Here is a 16,574-nt window from a genome sequence, read left to right as displayed (position 1 = left end):
GCAACCTCGCCGCAGCTAGGATGAGGCAACAGTCCGATGAGAAGGGGCGACTTCGTGGACGGGACGGCAGTGCTGGAGGCGGACGGACGGTCTGACGACGAGCTGTCGCCGGCGCGCCTTGCTGCCGCCAACATCCATCCCGATACCCGGCTGGCGACGGACTATCTCAATCATTTCAATGAAGTCGTCATGCTCATCGACATGCTGCCGATGATGCCCGACTGCGCCACCGACGTGGTCGCCTGGCAGCCGCGGTCCTACGTCGATCACTTCCGTCTGTCCCACTTCAAGGAACGCGATCTGGCGATCCGCGCCTACCAGGCCGTCGCCCCGGATCGGCGCGCAGCCTTCGAGGCCACCGTCGCGGAAGTGGAACGCGCCCTCGGCGACGTCCAGCAGATGATCGTCCATGCGCCGCTCGACGCCGCACCCATCCAGGCCGTGCAGGACCTGACGGAGATGCGCGTCAAGCCGCTGCTCTCGCACGCCATGGGCCTCATCAACGGTGCGCCCGTCGCGGCCGCCGTCTACGAGGACGAATCCGCCGACACCCAGTCCGCCATCGACGCGCTCTTCGAATGACCCCCGCCATCGGGCCCAGGCTGGCGGTCAGCGCCGGCGTGTGGCGGCAGGGCAGGGTGCTCCTCATCCGCCGGCTCAACCCGCCGCTGTCCGATCTCTGGACCTTTCCCGGCGGTCACGTGGAGCCCGGAGAGACGATGGCCGAGGCGCTCCGCCGCGAGGTGCTGGAGGAGACCGGGCTTGCCGTCGAGCCGGTTGGCGAACCTTTCCTCCACGAGATCCTCCGCCGCGACCCTGCCGGTGCGCTCCTCAGCCACCACGTACTCCTGGTCTTCGCCGCCAGACCCGTCGACGATAGCCCCGCCGTGGCCGCGACGGATGCCGCGGCCGCCGCTTTCGTCGCGCCCGCGGACCTTCACACTCTTGCGACGACGCCGCGTCTGGCGCATTTCGTGGCGGTGACAGCCGCCCGCTTCGGCCTGATCCTGCCACCGGACCCGGAATGACCCGCCACCTCTCCACCCTCACAGCTGTCCTGTTCCTGGCCGCAGCCCAGCCCGCCGTTGCGCAGGACCAACCACCGTTCGCACCCGACCTGCTGAGGTTCTCCGAGATCCTCGGCGCCGTCTCCTACCTGGACACCCTCTGCGGCGCGCCCGAATCGGGAGCGTGGCGCCGGCAGATGCAGGCGCTGCTGGACGCTCAGGAAATGTCGCCCGACGATCGCCGGAAATACGTGGACGTCTACAATCGCGGTCACCGCACCTTTGCCACCGTCCACAGGAACTGCACCGACCAGACCCGCTCCGTGCTCCGTGGCTACATGGCGGAAGGCGAGGCGATCGCCACCCGATTGGAGCAGCGTTTCGGGCGGGCCCCCGGCTGATTTCCGCCATCCGCCCAGCCGGCTTGGTTAACCCGGCGTTAACCGAAAATCGAAACTTGGATTAACGCTGATTAACGGACGGCATTGCGCCGGCAGGATCCGGTGCTACTGTTGCTGCGACGCAAGAAGAGAACGTCGCCGCTCGCACGGCGGCAGCGACAGCGGGTGGGCTTGAGATGCGCGACGAACTGCATGAACCGGTTGAGCCGGCACAGGCCGACTCGGCCAAGCGAAAGGCGATGCAGCATCTTGAGCGCGCTTTTGACGACGCCGAGGCCGAAGGCGTTCCCACCGACGCGCTCGCCCATGCCGCCCTCTTCGCAGCCCTGACCACGCTCGTCGACTGCTTCGGCGAGGACTGCGTCGCGCGCCTGGTGTCCGAACTCCCCGACCGGATCAACGCCGGCGGCTATACCCTGTCGCGCACGATTCAATAGCCTGCGGGATCGCTCGCGCCATCGGACGGTATTTTCGCATTGACCCGAATCGGCTTGGCGCTGCCACAGTTCAGCGCCAATCTGAACGCCTGTCGGCCGGTCGCTGGACGAAATGGAACCTCTGATCCGAACCCTCTCGCTCGTCGGCTGCGTCGTCGTGGCTGCGCTCCAGGCCCCGCTCATCGCCCGGGCGGAGGAGAAGCCGCTGTCCGTCCCCACGCAGCGTGTCATGCCGCCCGGAAGCGCGCTCGATCGAACCGGCCCGCCCACGTTCACCGTTCCGAACGAGGGATCTCCGTTCACCGTGGAGCCGGAGGACAACCCGGACCAGTCCGAGGACGTCGGTCAAGAACCGTCCGACCCGGACGCCCCGCTGCCGGAGATCCACTACGGCGAGGCGGACCTGCCGCCGGCGGTCGCGCGGATGCGCGGCCTGATCGTCGACGCCGCGAAAACGGGCGACGTGAAGGCGCTCGCCGATCTGATCGCCGCCGCGCCCGTTCCGCCGGTCCTCACCTCGATCGACGGGGGCGAGCCCGCCGACATCCTGATCGCCCAATCGAGCGATCCGGAGGGTCGCGAGATCCTCGCCATCCTGCTCGACGTCCTCGATGCGGGTTGGGTCCGCGTCGGCTCGGGCAGCGACGAACGCTTCGTCTGGCCCTATTTCGCCCAGATCCCGCCGGACCGTCTGAGCGCCCCCCAGATGGTCGAACTCTTTCGCATCATCACCGCAGTGGACTTCGAAGAGATGCGCGCGGCGGGAGCCTACGTCTTTTACCGGGTGGAGATCGGCGCCGACGGAGCCTGGAAGCTGTTCCAGGCTGGCGAATAGGCTCCATCCCGACGTCCTCGGATCGACCTCAGATCACCCGGCCGGGGTTCAGGATCCCGTTCGGATCCAGCGCGGCCTTGACCCGCCGCATCAGGTCGAGCTCCACCGGCGACTTGGTGGCCGCGATCAGGTCGCGCTTCAGCCGACCCACGCCGTGTTCCGCCGCCACCGATCCGCCGAACCGGGCGACCACCGCGTGCACAACGTCGTTCATGCGGTCCCATTCGGCCAGGAATGCAGCCTTGTCTGCGCCCAAGGGCTGGCTGACATTGAAATGGATGTTGCCGTCGCCCATGTGCCCGAACGGCACCGGCCTGCACCCCGGAAACGCCGCTTCCACCGCAGCAATGGCCTCCTCCAGGAAAGCCGGCACGTCCGCCACTCCCACGGACACGTCGTGCTTGATCGAGCCGCCCTCGTGCTTCTGCACCTCCGACATGCCGTGCCGAAGCGCCCAGAATGCCTCCGCCTGGCCGATGCTCTCCGCCAGAACCGCGTCGTCGATCTCGCCGGCCTCCAGCGCAGCGGCAAGGGTCGTCTCCATGGCAGCGCGCGCCGCCCCGTCGCGCGCACCGGATGAGATCTCCAGGAGAACGCTCCAGGCGTGCTCACCCGCGAACGGGCTGCGGGCACCCGGCAGGTGCCTCACCGCGAACTGCAGCCCCCGGCCGATCATCAGCTCGAACCCGGTCAGCCCGGCCCCTGCGGCGGCCTGCGCCCGCCCGAGCAGGCGCAGGGCCCCTGCCGCCGATGCCATGCCGGCCATCGCCACCGCCACCTCTGCCGGCCGCGGCTTCAGCTTCAGCACCGCTCCGGTGATGACGCCGAGCGTCCCCTCCGAGCCGATGAAGAGCTGCTTCAGGTCATAGCCCGCGTTGTCCTTGCGAAGGCCTCTCAGCCCATTCCAGACCCTGCCGTCGGCAAGCACGACTTCGAGCCCAAGCACCAAGTCGCGCGTGTTCCCGTAGGAGAGCACCGCCGTACCGCCAGCATTGGTGGCGATGTTGCCGCCGATCCGGCACGAGCCCTGCGAGGCGAGCGTCAGCGGGAACAGCCGCCCCGCGGCCTCGGCCGCCTTTTGGACCGCGTCGAGCGTCGCGCCGGCGTCCACCGTGATCGTGTTTCCCGCGGGATCGACGGCGCGCACCCGGTTCAGCCGCTCCAGCGACAGCACCAGCTCGCCACTGCCGGGTACCGGTATCTGTCCGCCCACCAGCCCGGTGTTGCCGCCCTGCGGCACGATCGCCGTCCCGGTCTCGTCCGCCAGCCGCAGGATCGCCGAAACCTCCTCGACCGACCCTGGGCGCAGGACGGCGGGCGTTTCCCCGCGATAGAGGTCGCGCCATTCGGTGAGGTAGGGGGCCTGGTCGAGGGGGTCGAGCAAGGCGTGCCGCGCCCCGACGATGGCCGAAAAACGCTGGATGAGGTCGGGCGTAGGCGCGATGGTCATCCCCGAAACCTATGCCGCCGCCGCACCGCCGTCGAGCGGTCGGATCGAGCCGGGAGATCCCTCCGGCCGGCCTCCGGCGGCAGACCGCATACGAACTTGGTCTCCCTGTGAACTTTCCGCCACATCGCGCAAAATGCCGCCGTTGCCGGCCGTCTTGCGGCAATTGCGCCGCTATTCAGCGGGCATCGGGCTGCACAGCGTGCATAAGCGCCTGCCGCTGCGGCGGGCTGTCGCGGAGCCGGCTTGCCAATATCGCAAAGCCTGTGCCATACGGAGCCGGCATTTTGATGGGCTGTGCCGTACGGTTGGCATGGAGAAGATGATGGCTGGAACGAACGGGTTGTTGGCGGGCAAGCGCGGCCTGATCATGGGCGTGGCGAACAACCGGTCGATCGCCTGGGGCATCTCCAAGGCTGCGAGCGCGGCCGGGGCCGAACTCGCCTTCACCTATCAGGGCGATGCGCTCCGCAAGCGTGTGGAACCGCTGGCGCAGGAACTCGGCGGCATCGTCGCCGGGCACTGCGATGTCACGGACCCCGCTTCCCTCGACGCCGTCTTCGCCGATCTGGAGGCCCGTTGGGGCACCATCGACTTCGTCGTCCACGCGATCGCCTTCTCCGACAAGGACGAGCTGACCGGCCGCTACGTCGACACGACCGCCGACAACTTCTCCAAGACGATGCTGATCTCGGCCTATTCGTTCACGGCCGTCGCGCAGCGCGCCGAGAAGCTCATGACCAAGGGCGGCTCGCTGCTGACGCTGACCTACTACGGCGCAGAGAAGGTCATGCCCCACTACAACGTGATGGGCGTGGCCAAGGCAGCCCTCGAGGCGAGCGTGAAGTACCTCGCCGTCGATCTCGGGTCCAAAGGCATCCGCGTCAATGCCATCTCCGCCGGACCGATCAAGACGCTCGCGGCCTCCGGCATCGGCGACTTCCGCTACATTCTGAAGTGGAACGAGTACAACGCGCCCCTGAAGCGCACGGTGACCATCGAGGAAGTGGGCGACAGCGCCCTCTATCTCCTCTCCGACCTCGGACGGGCCGTCACCGGCGAGGTCCATCATGTCGACAGCGGCTACCACGTCGTCGGCATGAAGGCCGTGGACGCCCCGGACATCAGCGTCGTCAAGGACTGAACTCGGGCGCACTTTTTGGGGCGGTAACGCACCCTTAAGCTTTTCCGGCGTGTCATGACGTCATGACGACGATCGGCAAGTCCCTGACCGGCTATCAGCAGATCACGCAGTGGCGCGCGCGCCAGCGCGAACTCAACCAGTCGTCGCTGGAAACCCAGAACGCTCTCTTCGGCAACATTCTTGGCGCCGGGACCAGCCAGGTTTCAGGTCTGATGGACATCACGGTCCAACGGGTTCAGACGCGCCTCAAGGCTGAACAGAACGCCAAGATCGCCGCCATGCAGAAGCAGATCGCCGACTTGAAGCTCTGACGTTCGGCGTACGGACATCCAGAAGCGCCATTGCCGCTTGCCGGGGCAGGGCGATCGCACTATCCCCTTCACGATGCTAGCGCGCGCTCCCTCCCACGAGATCATCGTCATCCGCCACGGCCAGACCGACTGGAACGCCGGCGCCATCCTGCAGGGCCGTGAGGATATTCCCCTCAACGACACCGGCCGCACGCAGGCCCGGCGCAACGGAGAAGCGCTTCGCTCCCGCTTCGACCGACTCGGCCTCGATCCCGACGGCTACGACTGGATCGCCTCGCCGCTGTCCCGCGCGGCCGAAACCATGCAACTCGTCCGCGAAGCCGCCCGTCTCGACCCGCTCGCCTTCCGCACCGACGATCGCCTGATGGAGCTCGACTTCGGCCGCTGGTCCGGTCTCAACCTGAAAGAGATCCAGCAGTCCGACCCGGCCGGCTATGCCGCGCGCCAGAAGGACCGCTGGAACATTCCGCCCACCGGGGGCGAGAGCGCCGTCCAGGCGATCGACCGGTTGGGCCCGCTGGTCTCCGCTCTCGACCGGCCGACGGTTCTCGTCACCCATGGCGGGGTGAACCGCGTCCTCAAGGTCATGCTCGGTGCGCTGACCATCGCCGAGGCGCTCGAATTCCACACCCCGCAGGACCGCTTCTATGTCTGGTCGGCCGGCAAAGTGGAATGGGTGTGACCCCGCGGTTTGACGTCGTCCGTGCCAACCCATAAAGACGGGTCGGTACAATCCGGACCCGGTCTGAAGACGCTCCATGTCGCACAACACCTTCGGCCATCTTTTCCGCGTCACCACCTGGGGCGAGAGCCACGGGCCCGCCCTCGGCTGCGTGGTCGACGGATGCCCGCCCGGGCTGCCGCTGACGGCGGCTGACATCCAGGCCTTTCTCGACAAGCGCAAGCCCGGCCAGTCGCGTTTCGTCACCCAGCGCCGCGAGCCCGACGAGGTGGAGATCCTGTCCGGCGTCTTCGAGGACGACCGAACCGGCGGGCCGGTCACCACGGGCACGCCGATATCGCTGATGATCCGCAATGTCGACCAGCGTTCGAAGGACTACGGCGACATCCGCGATCGCTACAGACCCGGACATGCCGACTACGTATACGACCTGAAGTACGGAATACGCGACTACACCGGCGGCGGAAGATCGTCGGCCCGCGAGACCGCAGCGCGGGTCGCAGCGGGCGCCATCGCCCGCAAGATCCTGCCCGGTGTCACCATCCGAGGCGCCCTCGTCCAGATCGGCAAGGAGCGGATCGACCGGTCCAAGTGGGACTGGGACGAGGTCGGCCGCAATCCGTTTTTCTGTCCGGATCCAACAGCTTGCGACCGGTTCGAGACCTATCTCGACAGCATCCGCAAAGCTGGGTCGTCGGTCGGCGCCGTGATCGAGATCGTTGCCGAGGGGGTTCCGGCCGGCTGGGGCGCACCCATCTACGGCAAGCTCGACCAGGACATCGCCTCTGCCTTCATGAGCATCAACGCAGTCAAAGGCGTCGAGATTGGCGCCGGCATGGCCGCTGCCGAACTCACCGGTGAAGAAAACGCCGACGAGATGAGGATGGGCAACGACGGCACCGTGCAGTTCGGCTCGAACAATGCTGGCGGTGTTCTGGGCGGAATTTCGTCCGGCCAGCCGATTGTCGCCCGATTTGCTGTGAAGCCGACCTCTTCTATTTTGAACGAGCGGCGGTCGATCGATGCCTCCGGCGGTGAAGTTGACATCCTCACCAAGGGCCGCCACGACCCCTGCGTCGGTATCCGCGCCGTTCCGGTCGGGGAGGCCATGATGGCGATCGTCCTCGCCGATCATTTCCTGCGCCACCGCGCCCAGACCGGCCGGGCTGCCGGAGTGCCGTTTCCACTGCGCTGACGGTCGCTTAGATGGGCAGCTTCGTGGTCCGTTTCACCGCACGGAGCGTCAGCGTGCTCTGCACCCGCACCACGCCCGGCAGTGGTGTGAGGATTTCCGTGTGGATCCGCTCAAGGTCCGTCGTGTCGCGATAGACGATCCGCAGCAGGTAGTCCGACTGCCCGGCGAGCAGATAGCACTCCGTGATCTCCGGCACCGTCCGCACCGCCGCCTCGAACTTGTCGAGCGACGCCCGCCCTTGGCTGTCGAGCGTCACGAACACGTAGGCCGTGCCCGGCAGCCCCGCCAGCCGCGGGTCGAGCAGCGCCACTGTCTTGGCGATCAGGCCGCTCTCCTGCAGCATCTTAGTCCGCCTGAGACAGGCCGATGGCGACATGTGGATGCGCTCGGCCAGCTCCGCGTTGGTCAGGCTGCCGTCCTCCTGGAGCGCCACCAGGATCGTACGATCCACCGGATCCAGCTTCATCGTCTGCACTTTCTGCGAAAGAGACGCGAGATGGTAGCAGAAACTGCGGCGAAGTGGAGATCCCGGCCGATCCTTCGGCAGGAAATTTCACGCGATCGATGAGATCCTTGAAGCGCGTTGTTTCCCGGAAGGGGAGAGAACCGCCGCTCGGAGGCCGGCATCCCCCGCCTTGGCCTCGCGGCATCACGGAGGAGGGTTTCGAGATGCGCGTTGGCGTTCCCAAGGAGATCAAGGACCACGAGGACCGCGTCGGCCTGGTGCCGTCGTCCGTTCGCGAACTGGTCGCCCACGGCCATGAAGTTCTGGTCGAGACCAATGCCGGCCGCGGCGTCGGAGTCTCCGACGACATCTACACGGCCGCCGGCGCGCGCATCGTGTCCACCGCGGACGAGGTGTTCGCCACCGCCGACATGATCGTCAAGGTGAAGGAGCCGCAGGCCGTCGAGCGCAAGAAGCTCCGCGAAGGCCAGATCCTCTTCACCTACCTGCACCTGGCTCCGGATCCGGAGCAGACCAAGGACTTGATGGCCTCCGGCGCGACCTGCATCGCCTACGAGACCGTAACGGCCGCCAACGGCTCGCTGCCGCTGCTCGCGCCGATGTCCGAAGTCGCCGGTCGCATGGCGCCGCAGGTCGGCGCACATAGCCTTGAGAACGCGCAGGGCGGCATGGGCGTGCTGCTCGGCGGCGTCCCGGGCGTCCTGCCGGCCGAGGTCGTGATCCTCGGCGGCGGCGTTGCCGGCACCAACGCCGCGCAGGTCGCCATCGGCCTCGGCGCCGACGTCACCGTCATCGACCGGTCGCTCGATGTGCTCCGCCGCCTGGTGGCCACCTTCGGCTCGCGCATCAAGACCGCGCATTCCAACGCGGACAATATCGCCAAGCTGGTGACCCGCTCCGACCTGGTGATCTCCACCGTGCTCGTCCCCGGTGCTGCGGCTCCGAAGCTGATCACCCGCGAACTGATCGCCGGCATGAAGAAGGGCTCGGTTCTCGTCGACGTCGCCATCGACCAGGGCGGCGCTTCGGAAACCTCCAAGGCGACCACCCACTCCAACCCGACCTATGTGGTCGACGGCGTCGTCCACTACTGCGTCGCCAACATGCCGGGCGGCGTGGCCCGCACCTCGGCCTTCGCGCTCAACAACGCGACCTTGCCCTTCACGCTCGCCCTTGCCGACAAGGGCTGGAAGAAGGCGCTCGCCGATGACGCCCACCTCGCCAACGGCCTCAACGTCCACGCTGGCCGCATCACCTACAAGGCCGTCGCCGACGCCCTGGGCTACGACTACATGGAAACGGTCCGCGCGCTCGCCGCGTAAGGTCAGCTCCAGACCGCGCGTCCCCCGCGCGAAACGATCGGAAAGGCGAGCCTCGGCTCGCCTTTTTCGTTCAAAAGTAGTCAGCGCCGCAGCACGGCTACCACTTCCACGTGGCTCGACCAGAGGAACTGGTCGATCGGCGTGACGCTCTCGATACGGTACCCGCCGTCGACCAGGATCCGCAGATCGCGGGCGAGCGTCGCCGGGTTGCAGCTGACCGCCACCACCGTCCGGACCTTGGAGCGTGCGATCCACTGGCACTGCTCGGCGGCACCGGCGCGCGGCGGGTCGAACACCACCGCGTCGAAACCCTCGAGTTCCTTTTCCACCATCGGCCGCCGCGTCAGGTCGCGCCGTTCCGCCATGATACGGTTGCGGCCCTTGGCGAAGCGGAACCCGCGTTCCAGGGAATTCACCGCCCCCGCATCGCCTTCCGCTGCGGTCACGGTGGCGGTCCGGGCGAGCCGGTAGGCGAAGGTGCCGACCCCCGCATAGAGATCCGCGACCTTGCGGGCCTTGCCGACGGCAGCCACGACCAGATCGCCCATCGCGGCTTCGGCCGCCGCGGATGCCTGCAGGAAGCCCCCCGGGGGCGGCACCACAGCGATCTCGTCGATCATCACCACCGGTGGGCGTCGCTCCACGATCGCTTCGCCGCGGGCGGACAGCCGCGCCAGGTCGAACTGCCCGGCGATGTCGATCAGCTTCATCCGCAGCCTGTCCACGTCGGCCGCCACGATCCCGTTGAGCGCGACGTCCAGGCCGGCCGTCGTCGCGGTGACCGTCAGGTCGAGCGGCTGCTTGCGTGGGCTGACGGCGGCCGTCAGAGCTTCAAGCGCCGGCTTGCCCGCCAGGATCTCCGGCACCACCACGAAGCAGACCTCGATCGGCACCACTTGGTGGCTGGCGCGCTCGTGGAAACCGACTATAGGCCGCTTGCCCGCCATGATGCCCGCCATCGTCGCGCGTCGACGCGCGTTGGGCGGCACGATCACGGGCATCTCCACCGGCGGCGCGAGGCCGCGATCCGCCAACGCGTCCACCACCAGCTGGCGCTTGAACGCGGCATAGGGTCCGGCGCCAAGGTGCTGCAGCACGCAGCCGCCGCAAACGCCGAATTGCGGGCAGGGCGGCGCAACCCGGTCCGGGCTCGCCTCGATGATCCCGCCGAGAACGGCACGATCGCCGCTGACCTCGGCCTCGATCCGTTCCCCTGGCAGCGTGTAGGGTACGAACACCGGGCGGCCTTGGAAGCTGGCCACGCCGTCGCCGCGATGGCCCAAGCGCTCGATCAGAAGGTCAGCCACGGCGCGCTCCCAACAGGTATTCCTGATTTCCGTCCCCGCCGGTGATCGGCGAAGGCAGCAGGCCGACGGTCCGCCAGCCCTCGCGGCCGTCCAGCCAGTCCCGCACCCGTTCGGCCGCCGCCAACCCGGTCTGCGGGTCGACCAGCCCGCCCTTGCCGATGGCCTCCCGTCCCGCCTCGAACTGCGGCTTCACCAGGAACACCCCCACAGCGTCGGCCGCCGCAAGGTCGAGGGCGGGCGGAAGCGCCAATGTCAGGGAGATGAACGACACGTCCGATACGATCACCTCCGGCGGGTGGGCCAGATGGTTCGCCGCCAGCTCCCGAGCGTTCAGGCCCTCGATCGACGCCACCCGCGGATCGGCGGCGACCTTGGGGCTGATCTGTCCATGCCCGACGTCGATTGCCGTCACATGCCGTGCGCCGCGTTCCAGCAGCACCTGGGTGAACCCACCGGTGGAGGCACCGATGTCGAGGGCTGCGCGATCTGCCACGTCGAAGCCGAAGGCGTCGAGCCCGGCGACCAGCTTCAGCGCCGCCCTGGACACCCAGCGCGCGGCGGGGTCGTCGATCGCCAGTTGCGCGTCGTCGGCGACAAGATCACCCGGCTTGGTGACCGCGCGCCCGTTCACGGTCACGGTACCGCGCTGAACCGCGTCCCGGGCGCGGGCGCGCGTTTCTGAAAGGCCCCGTTGAACGAGGAGGAGGTCGAGGCGTAGGCGCGGCATGGTTCGTCACGGCTCGGGTTCGCCGCTGTGCATTGCAGATCGGACCGTCAGCGGCAAGGCCTGCCGCTTAGGCGACGTCGGTGATGATGGCCGGTGTCGTCCGGTCCGGGCCGGCGTTGGCGCGCTGCGCTGTCGCGGCGGATTTCGGCTCCGGCGTGATCGCCCCGCCGACCGGCGCGGTGGAGTAGACGTCGAACTCCTCCTTCTCCGTGTTGGAGGCCGGGCCGCGCAGCCACACCCGAAGCGCGATGAAGACGATCAGCAGCCCCTGCACGATCGCCATGAACAGGAACAGCCACTCCGGCCCGTGGGAGGCCATCAGCGCCGACGCCAGCACCGGTCCGATCACCGACCCGAGCCCGTTCGCCAGCAGCACCCCGGCCGCCATCTCCACGTAGGCGTTCTTGTCGGCGCGATCGTAGGCGTGCGCGGCTGCCACCGAATAGCCGGTGAGCGTGGTCATCCCGAACGCTAGGCTCATCGCCATCAGCCCGTAGTTTCCGAGCGGCAGCATGGCGAGGAAGACCGACACCGTGGCCGCCGCGGCCATCACGCCGGCCAGCACGGTCCGCCGATCGAAGCGGTCCGAGAGCCGGCCGATCGGCCACTGCATGGCCGCGCCGCCGACCACCGCGACGCTCATGAATATGGCCGCACCCTGCGAATCCAGGCCGCGGCCGGTGGCATACACCGTCCCCAGCGACCAGAAGGCGCCGTTGGCGACCCCGATCAGCAGCGCGCCGATGATGCCCACCGGCGCTGTCAGGAACAGCCGGATCGGCCGGAACTGGACGATCGCGATGGGCGCCGGCTGATCCGAACGCGTCATGGAAACCGGCAGCACCGCCGCCGAGACCAGGATGGAAGCCACGGCGAACAGCGTGAAGTCATGGATCGACGCCGTGGTGACCAGCATCTGCCCGACGGTGATCGTCGCGAAGTTGACGATGATGTAGGCGCTCATGATGAAGCCGCGGTTCTGGTTGGTCGCGCGGTCGTTCAGCCAGCTTTCAACGATCAGGTAGATCCCGGCGAGCGAGAAGCCGGTGACGGCGCGTAGCAGGATCCATGCGGCCGGATGGATCGACAGCGGATGCACCAGGACGGTTGCCGAAGCGATGCTGACGAGGGCAGTGAACGCCCTGATGTGGCCTGCCCGGCGGATCAGGTACGGTCCCACCAGGCAGCCGACCACGAAGCCGAGGTAGTAGCCCGACCCCATCAGACCGATCTCGATCGCGGAGAATCCCTCCGCCGCCGCCCGAAGCGGGGCCAGCGTCGTCTGCAGGCCGTTGCCGGCAAGCAGGAAGGCGATACCGAACAGAAGAGCGGCGACGGGCGCCAGGGTCTTGGCCACGATGAAACGTCCGAAGCGTTCGCGAAGCAGGAATGCCAAGCATCTCCTGCCGAAACGCGCCGATATTGTGTCACGGCCGGATGAAGGCCCGATTGACGGTCGGGGCCGTCGCGATCAGCCTGCCAGTGTGGCGCGAATGTCCTGCAGAGACCGGATCTGCCGCCCGTCCCGGAAGTTGGACGGATCGAGCCAGGCCTCGAACGCCGCCTTCGCTTTCGGCCACTCGTCGTCGAGGATCGAGAACCACGCGGTATCCCGGCTGCGGCCTTTCACGATCGACGCCTGACGGAACAGGCCCTCGAACGTGAAACCGAGCCGTTCGGCGGCCGTCTTGGATCCGGCGTTGAGGTTGTTGCACTTCCACTCGTAGCGTCGGTAGCCGAGTTCGTCGAACACCCGGCGCATCATCAGGTACATCGCCTCCGTCGCCATCGGCGTCTTCTGCAGGAGCGGCGACCAGGTAATCCAGCCCACCTCGACCACGCCCACCGGCGGATCGATCCGGAGATAGCTCGCGGTGCCGATTGCCTTGCCCGTCGCCTGGTCGATCACCGCATGATGCAGGGGATCCTCGCTCGCCTCCGCCTTCTCGGCCCAGTCCCTGTAGCTCTCCAGCGTGGGAAACGGACCGGTCGCCATGTAGGTCCACATACGCCCGGCTTCGTCGAGGCTGTTGGCGGCATGGAGATCCGCCGCATGGGCGTCGGCGGACAAGGGCACCACGGAGCACGTCCGCCCCACCATCGGCGTTCGGGGCGGCCGGGGACGCGCGGTCCAGCCTTCCACGACGGGGCCGATGGGGTCGCCGAGGGGTGTCAGGTCGGTCATGGTCGTGGTGCTTTCCTTCAGGCCCGTCCGGCTTCACTCAGCGTCGCGCGCCCGAGCGCCTGGAACACGGTGGTGACGATGCCCCTGGCGTCGAGGCCGGCGCGGGCATAGAGCGCATCCGGCTTGTCATGGTCGAGGTAGACGTCCGGCAGCACCAGCGGACGCACCTTCAGGCCGCGATCCAGCGCCCCGCGTGTCGCCAGCAACTGCAGCACATGACTGCCGAACCCGCCGACCGAGCCTTCCTCCACCGTCACCAGCACCTCGTGCTCACGCGCAAGCCGCAGCACCAGATCCTGGTCGAGCGGCTTGGCGAAGCGCGCGTCGGCCACCGTGGTGGAAAGACCGAAGCCGTCCAGCTCCTCGGCCGCCTTTAGCGCTTCCGCCAGTCGTCCGCCGAAGGAGAGGATGGCGATCGTCGAGCCTTCCTTCACGACCCGGCCCTTGCCGATTTCCAGCACGGAGCCGCGCAGCGGCATGTCGACGCCGCGTCCCTCGCCGCGCGGGTAGCGGAACGCGATCGGACCCTCGTCGTAGACCGCGGCCGTCGATACCATGTGCGCCAGCTCGGCCTCGTCGCCGGCCGCCATCACCACCATGTCCGGCAGGCAGGCGAGATAGGCGATGTCGAAGGCACCCGCGTGGGTCGCCCCGTCCGCGCCGACGAGACCCGCCCGGTCGATCGGAAATCGCACCGGCAGCCCCTGGATCGCGACGTCGTGGATCACCTGGTCGTAGGCGCGCTGAAGAAAGGTCGAATAGAGCGCACAGAAGGGCTTCAGCCCCTCGCAGGCGAGCCCCGCCGCGAAGGTCACCGCATGCTGCTCGGCGATCCCGACGTCGAAGGTCCGCTGCGGATAGGCTTCGCCGAACAGGTCCAGCCCCGTTCCCGACGGCATCGCCGCGGTCACCGCCACGATCCGCTCGTCGAACGCGGCCTCCTGGATCAGGGCTTCGGCAAACACCTTGGTGTAGCTCGGTGCATTGGACTTCGGCTTCACCTGTGCACCGGTCACCACGTCGAAGCGGTTGACCCCGTGGTACTTGTCCGCCGCCGCCTCAGCCGGTGCGTAGCCCTTCCCCTTCTGCGTCACAACGTGGACCAGGATCGGTCCCTCTGCGCTGTCTCGGACATTGCGCAGCACCGGAAGCAGGTGGTCGAGGTTATGCCCGTCGATCGGGCCGACGTAGTAGAAGCCCAGTTCCTCGAACAGCGTGCCGCCGGTCATGAACCCGCGGGCATACTCTTCGGCCAGCTTCGCCTTCTCGCGCAGCGCCTTCGGTAACGCGCCGGAGAGCTGCTTCATGGCCTCGCGGATCGACCGGTAGGTCGGCCCTGACACCAGCCGCGCCAGATAGGCGCTCATCGCGCCGGCCGGCGGGGCGATCGACATGTCGTTGTCGTTGAGGATCACGATCAGCCGGCTGTCCATGGCCCCGGCGTTGTTCATCGCTTCGTAGGCCATGCCCGCCGACATCGCACCGTCGCCGATCACCGCGACCACGCTGTTCTTTCCGCCTTTCAGGTCCCGCGCGACCGCCATGCCGAGCCCCGCCGAGATCGACGTCGACGAGTGGCCCGCGCCGAACGGGTCGTAGACGCTTTCGGCGCGCTTGGTGAACCCGGACAGCCCGCCACCCTGCCGCAGGGTGCGGATCCGGTCGCGCCGGCCGGTCAGGATCTTGTGCGGATAGGCCTGATGGCCGACGTCCCAGATCAGCCGGTCGTCCGGCGTGTCGAACACCGCATGGAGCGCGACCGTCAGCTCCACCACGCCCAGCCCGGCGCCGAGGTGCCCGCCGGTCACCGAGACCGCATCGATCATCTCAGCCCGGACCTCGTCGGCCAGCTGCTTGAGGGCAGCCGTGTCGAGCGCCTTCATGTCGGCAGGCGAGGCAATGCGATCGAGGAGGGGCGTTGATGGCCTGGTCAATGGGGCATGTCCCGGAAACGGTCGGCAAAGGAGATAACAGCCGGCAGGCTAAGCATCAATTCAGACCATCTTGAGCCGGCTCGAAGCTCAGTTGACGTCGAGCGGCTCCGTCCCGCTCGCGCGTCCGTCGGCCGAAAGGCGGATCTTCTCCACCTTGGCTTCGGCAGCCTTGAGCAGCGTGTCGCAATGGGTACGCAGCGCGTCGCCCCGCTCGTAGATGGTGATCGACTCCTCCAAGGGCACCGAACCCTGTTCTAGGCGCGTCACGATGCCTTCCAACTCCTTCATCGCTTGCTCGAAGGTGAGGGTCTTGACGTCGGGGGCAGCGGTCATGGGAATTCCGATCCGTTGGCTTCGAGCCGTCCTTTGGAGCAGCAGCGGCGCTGCCGATCAAGGGTAGAGGCGCGACTTTTCCCACGCGCCGTCCGCTGCGCGGGTGAACACGACGCGGTCGTGCAGGCGGAACGGCCGGTCTTGCCAGAACTCGATCGTAGCTGGTTTGACGCGGAAACCCGACCAGTGCGGCGGGCGCGGAACCTCGCCGATGGCATATTTCAGCGCGTACTCGGCCACGGCCTTCTCCAGCGCGACCCGGCTCTCCAGCGGCCGCGACTGGCGCGATGCCCAGGCCCCGATCCGGCTGTCGCGCGGCCGTGACGCGTAGTAGGCGTCCGCCTCCTCGGCGCTGACCGCTTCGACAGGGCCGCGGATCCGGATCTGCCGGCGCAGGCTCTTCCAGTGGAACAGCAGCGCCGCCTTTCCGGCGGACAGGATCTCCCGCCCCTTCTGGCTTTCGTAGTTGGTGTAGAAGACGAAGCCATGCGGATCGTAGCCCTTGAGGAGCACCATCCGCACGTTCGGCAGCCCGCTTTCGTCCACGGTCGCGACTGCCATGGCGTTGGGATCATTGGGCTCCGAGGCTTCGGCGTCCTTCATCCATGCCTGGAACAGGGCGTAAGGCTCGTCGGCCAGCGTGAAGTCGGTCGGGGCGGCTGTGTCGGTGCTCATGGCGGTCCGGATCCGGAGGAGGTCGTGCGGATATAGTCCGTGCCGGCCGCACTGGAAACACCCTTGGCCGGAACTGCGGCGTGTTGCTGTGCCGGCGTCCTGATAGGATTGCACGAAGAGGCCGAGATTCGTCGGACCGGACCGGCACGCCCGCTTCCGGCCCACT

Annotated in this window: 19 protein-coding genes; 10 read left to right on the top strand and 9 right to left on the bottom strand. The window is 67.7% G+C overall.

The window, feature by feature from the left end; all coding sequences use genetic code 11:
- Nucleotides 1–36: 36 nt before the first annotated feature.
- From HZ321_RS00585 to HZ321_RS00565, 5 genes are all read left to right on the top strand, one after another.
- Entirely contained in the window at nucleotides 37–582 is a 546-nt protein-coding gene (locus tag HZ321_RS00585) for a hypothetical protein (RefSeq protein WP_181699182.1), read from the top strand.
- The gene (locus HZ321_RS00580) at nucleotides 579–1,028 is read left to right on the top strand and encodes an NUDIX hydrolase (protein ID WP_181699180.1); all 450 of its coding nucleotides are present in this window, start codon (nucleotides 579–581) and stop codon (nucleotides 1,026–1,028) included. The genes HZ321_RS00585 and HZ321_RS00580 overlap by 4 nt, the downstream gene beginning before the upstream one ends.
- Nucleotides 1,025–1,408, top strand: coding sequence for a TIGR02301 family protein (locus tag HZ321_RS00575; protein ID WP_181699179.1), 384 nt, complete (start codon nucleotides 1,025–1,027; stop codon nucleotides 1,406–1,408). The genes HZ321_RS00580 and HZ321_RS00575 overlap by 4 nt, the downstream gene beginning before the upstream one ends.
- A gap of 176 nt (nucleotides 1,409–1,584) precedes the next feature.
- Nucleotides 1,585–1,845: a hypothetical protein gene (locus tag HZ321_RS00570; protein WP_181699177.1), complete on the top strand. Its 261-nt coding sequence runs from the start codon at nucleotides 1,585–1,587 to the stop codon at nucleotides 1,843–1,845.
- Nucleotides 1,846–1,957: 112 nt separating this feature from the next.
- A complete protein-coding gene (locus HZ321_RS00565) occupies nucleotides 1,958–2,680 on the top strand; it encodes a hypothetical protein (RefSeq protein ID WP_181699176.1) in 723 nt (240 codons plus the stop codon).
- 28 nt (nucleotides 2,681–2,708) lie between these two features.
- On the opposite strand, the gene HZ321_RS00560 is transcribed toward HZ321_RS00565, so the two are convergent.
- A complete protein-coding gene (locus tag HZ321_RS00560) occupies nucleotides 2,709–4,130 on the bottom strand; it encodes an FAD-binding oxidoreductase (protein WP_181699174.1) in 1,422 nt (473 codons plus the stop codon).
- A 322-nt stretch (nucleotides 4,131–4,452) separates the two neighbouring features.
- Here HZ321_RS00560 and fabI point away from each other — a divergent pair, with 322 nt between their 5' ends.
- From fabI to aroC, 4 genes are all read left to right on the top strand, one after another.
- Entirely contained in the window at nucleotides 4,453–5,271 is an 819-nt protein-coding gene (fabI, locus tag HZ321_RS00555) for an enoyl-ACP reductase FabI (RefSeq protein WP_181699173.1), read from the top strand.
- 62 nt (nucleotides 5,272–5,333) lie between these two features.
- Nucleotides 5,334–5,582 (top strand): hypothetical protein, encoded by a 249-nt coding sequence (locus tag HZ321_RS00550; protein WP_181699171.1) that lies wholly within the window; start codon nucleotides 5,334–5,336, stop codon nucleotides 5,580–5,582.
- A 73-nt stretch (nucleotides 5,583–5,655) separates the two neighbouring features.
- Nucleotides 5,656–6,264 (top strand): histidine phosphatase family protein, encoded by a 609-nt coding sequence (locus HZ321_RS00545; protein WP_181699169.1) that lies wholly within the window; start codon nucleotides 5,656–5,658, stop codon nucleotides 6,262–6,264.
- Nucleotides 6,265–6,340: 76 nt separating this feature from the next.
- The gene (aroC, locus tag HZ321_RS00540; RefSeq protein ID WP_181699167.1) at nucleotides 6,341–7,459 is read left to right on the top strand and encodes a chorismate synthase; all 1,119 of its coding nucleotides are present in this window, start codon (nucleotides 6,341–6,343) and stop codon (nucleotides 7,457–7,459) included.
- A gap of 7 nt (nucleotides 7,460–7,466) precedes the next feature.
- On the opposite strand, the gene HZ321_RS00535 is transcribed toward aroC, so the two are convergent.
- On the bottom strand, nucleotides 7,467–7,925 hold the full coding sequence (locus HZ321_RS00535) for an Lrp/AsnC family transcriptional regulator (RefSeq protein ID WP_181699165.1): 459 nt from the start codon (nucleotides 7,923–7,925) through the stop codon (nucleotides 7,467–7,469).
- A gap of 203 nt (nucleotides 7,926–8,128) precedes the next feature.
- Between HZ321_RS00535 and ald the strand changes: the two genes are divergently transcribed.
- Nucleotides 8,129–9,247 carry an alanine dehydrogenase gene (gene ald, locus HZ321_RS00530; protein WP_181699162.1) on the top strand — a complete coding sequence of 373 codons (1,119 nt, stop codon included), beginning with the start codon at nucleotides 8,129–8,131 and terminating at the stop codon, nucleotides 9,245–9,247.
- An 80-nt stretch (nucleotides 9,248–9,327) separates the two neighbouring features.
- Here ald and HZ321_RS00525 read toward each other — a convergent pair whose 3' ends face one another.
- The 7 genes from HZ321_RS00525 to pdxH form a co-directional block, all read right to left on the bottom strand.
- Nucleotides 9,328–10,554: a TRAM domain-containing protein gene (locus tag HZ321_RS00525; protein WP_181699160.1), complete on the bottom strand. Its 1,227-nt coding sequence runs from the start codon at nucleotides 10,552–10,554 to the stop codon at nucleotides 9,328–9,330.
- Nucleotides 10,547–11,281, bottom strand: a complete 735-nt coding sequence (locus HZ321_RS00520; protein ID WP_181699159.1) for a TlyA family RNA methyltransferase — start codon at nucleotides 11,279–11,281, stop codon at nucleotides 10,547–10,549. Before HZ321_RS00520 ends, HZ321_RS00525 begins: the two co-directional genes overlap by 8 nt.
- 67 nt (nucleotides 11,282–11,348) lie before the next feature.
- Nucleotides 11,349–12,677 carry an MFS transporter gene (locus HZ321_RS00515; RefSeq protein WP_181699157.1) on the bottom strand — a complete coding sequence of 443 codons (1,329 nt, stop codon included), beginning with the start codon at nucleotides 12,675–12,677 and terminating at the stop codon, nucleotides 11,349–11,351.
- A 75-nt stretch (nucleotides 12,678–12,752) separates the two neighbouring features.
- Nucleotides 12,753–13,466 carry a GNAT family N-acetyltransferase gene (locus HZ321_RS00510; protein ID WP_181699155.1) on the bottom strand — a complete coding sequence of 238 codons (714 nt, stop codon included), beginning with the start codon at nucleotides 13,464–13,466 and terminating at the stop codon, nucleotides 12,753–12,755.
- Between the two features lie 17 nt (nucleotides 13,467–13,483).
- Nucleotides 13,484–15,400, bottom strand: coding sequence for a 1-deoxy-D-xylulose-5-phosphate synthase (gene dxs / locus HZ321_RS00505; RefSeq protein ID WP_181699153.1), 1,917 nt, complete (start codon nucleotides 15,398–15,400; stop codon nucleotides 13,484–13,486).
- 87 nt (nucleotides 15,401–15,487) lie between these two features.
- Nucleotides 15,488–15,733 carry an exodeoxyribonuclease VII small subunit gene (locus HZ321_RS00500; protein WP_181699151.1) on the bottom strand — a complete coding sequence of 82 codons (246 nt, stop codon included), beginning with the start codon at nucleotides 15,731–15,733 and terminating at the stop codon, nucleotides 15,488–15,490.
- 57 nt (nucleotides 15,734–15,790) lie between these two features.
- Nucleotides 15,791–16,408: a pyridoxamine 5'-phosphate oxidase gene (pdxH, locus tag HZ321_RS00495; protein ID WP_181699149.1), complete on the bottom strand. Its 618-nt coding sequence runs from the start codon at nucleotides 16,406–16,408 to the stop codon at nucleotides 15,791–15,793.
- Nucleotides 16,409–16,574: the final 166 nt, after the last annotated feature.

The organism is Chthonobacter albigriseus, from assembly GCF_013839445.1.
Taxonomy (GTDB): domain Bacteria; phylum Pseudomonadota; class Alphaproteobacteria; order Rhizobiales; family Pleomorphomonadaceae; genus Chthonobacter; species Chthonobacter albigriseus.
Note: the sequence above shows the minus strand (reverse complement) of the source record. Positions and strands in the feature narration are given on the sequence as shown.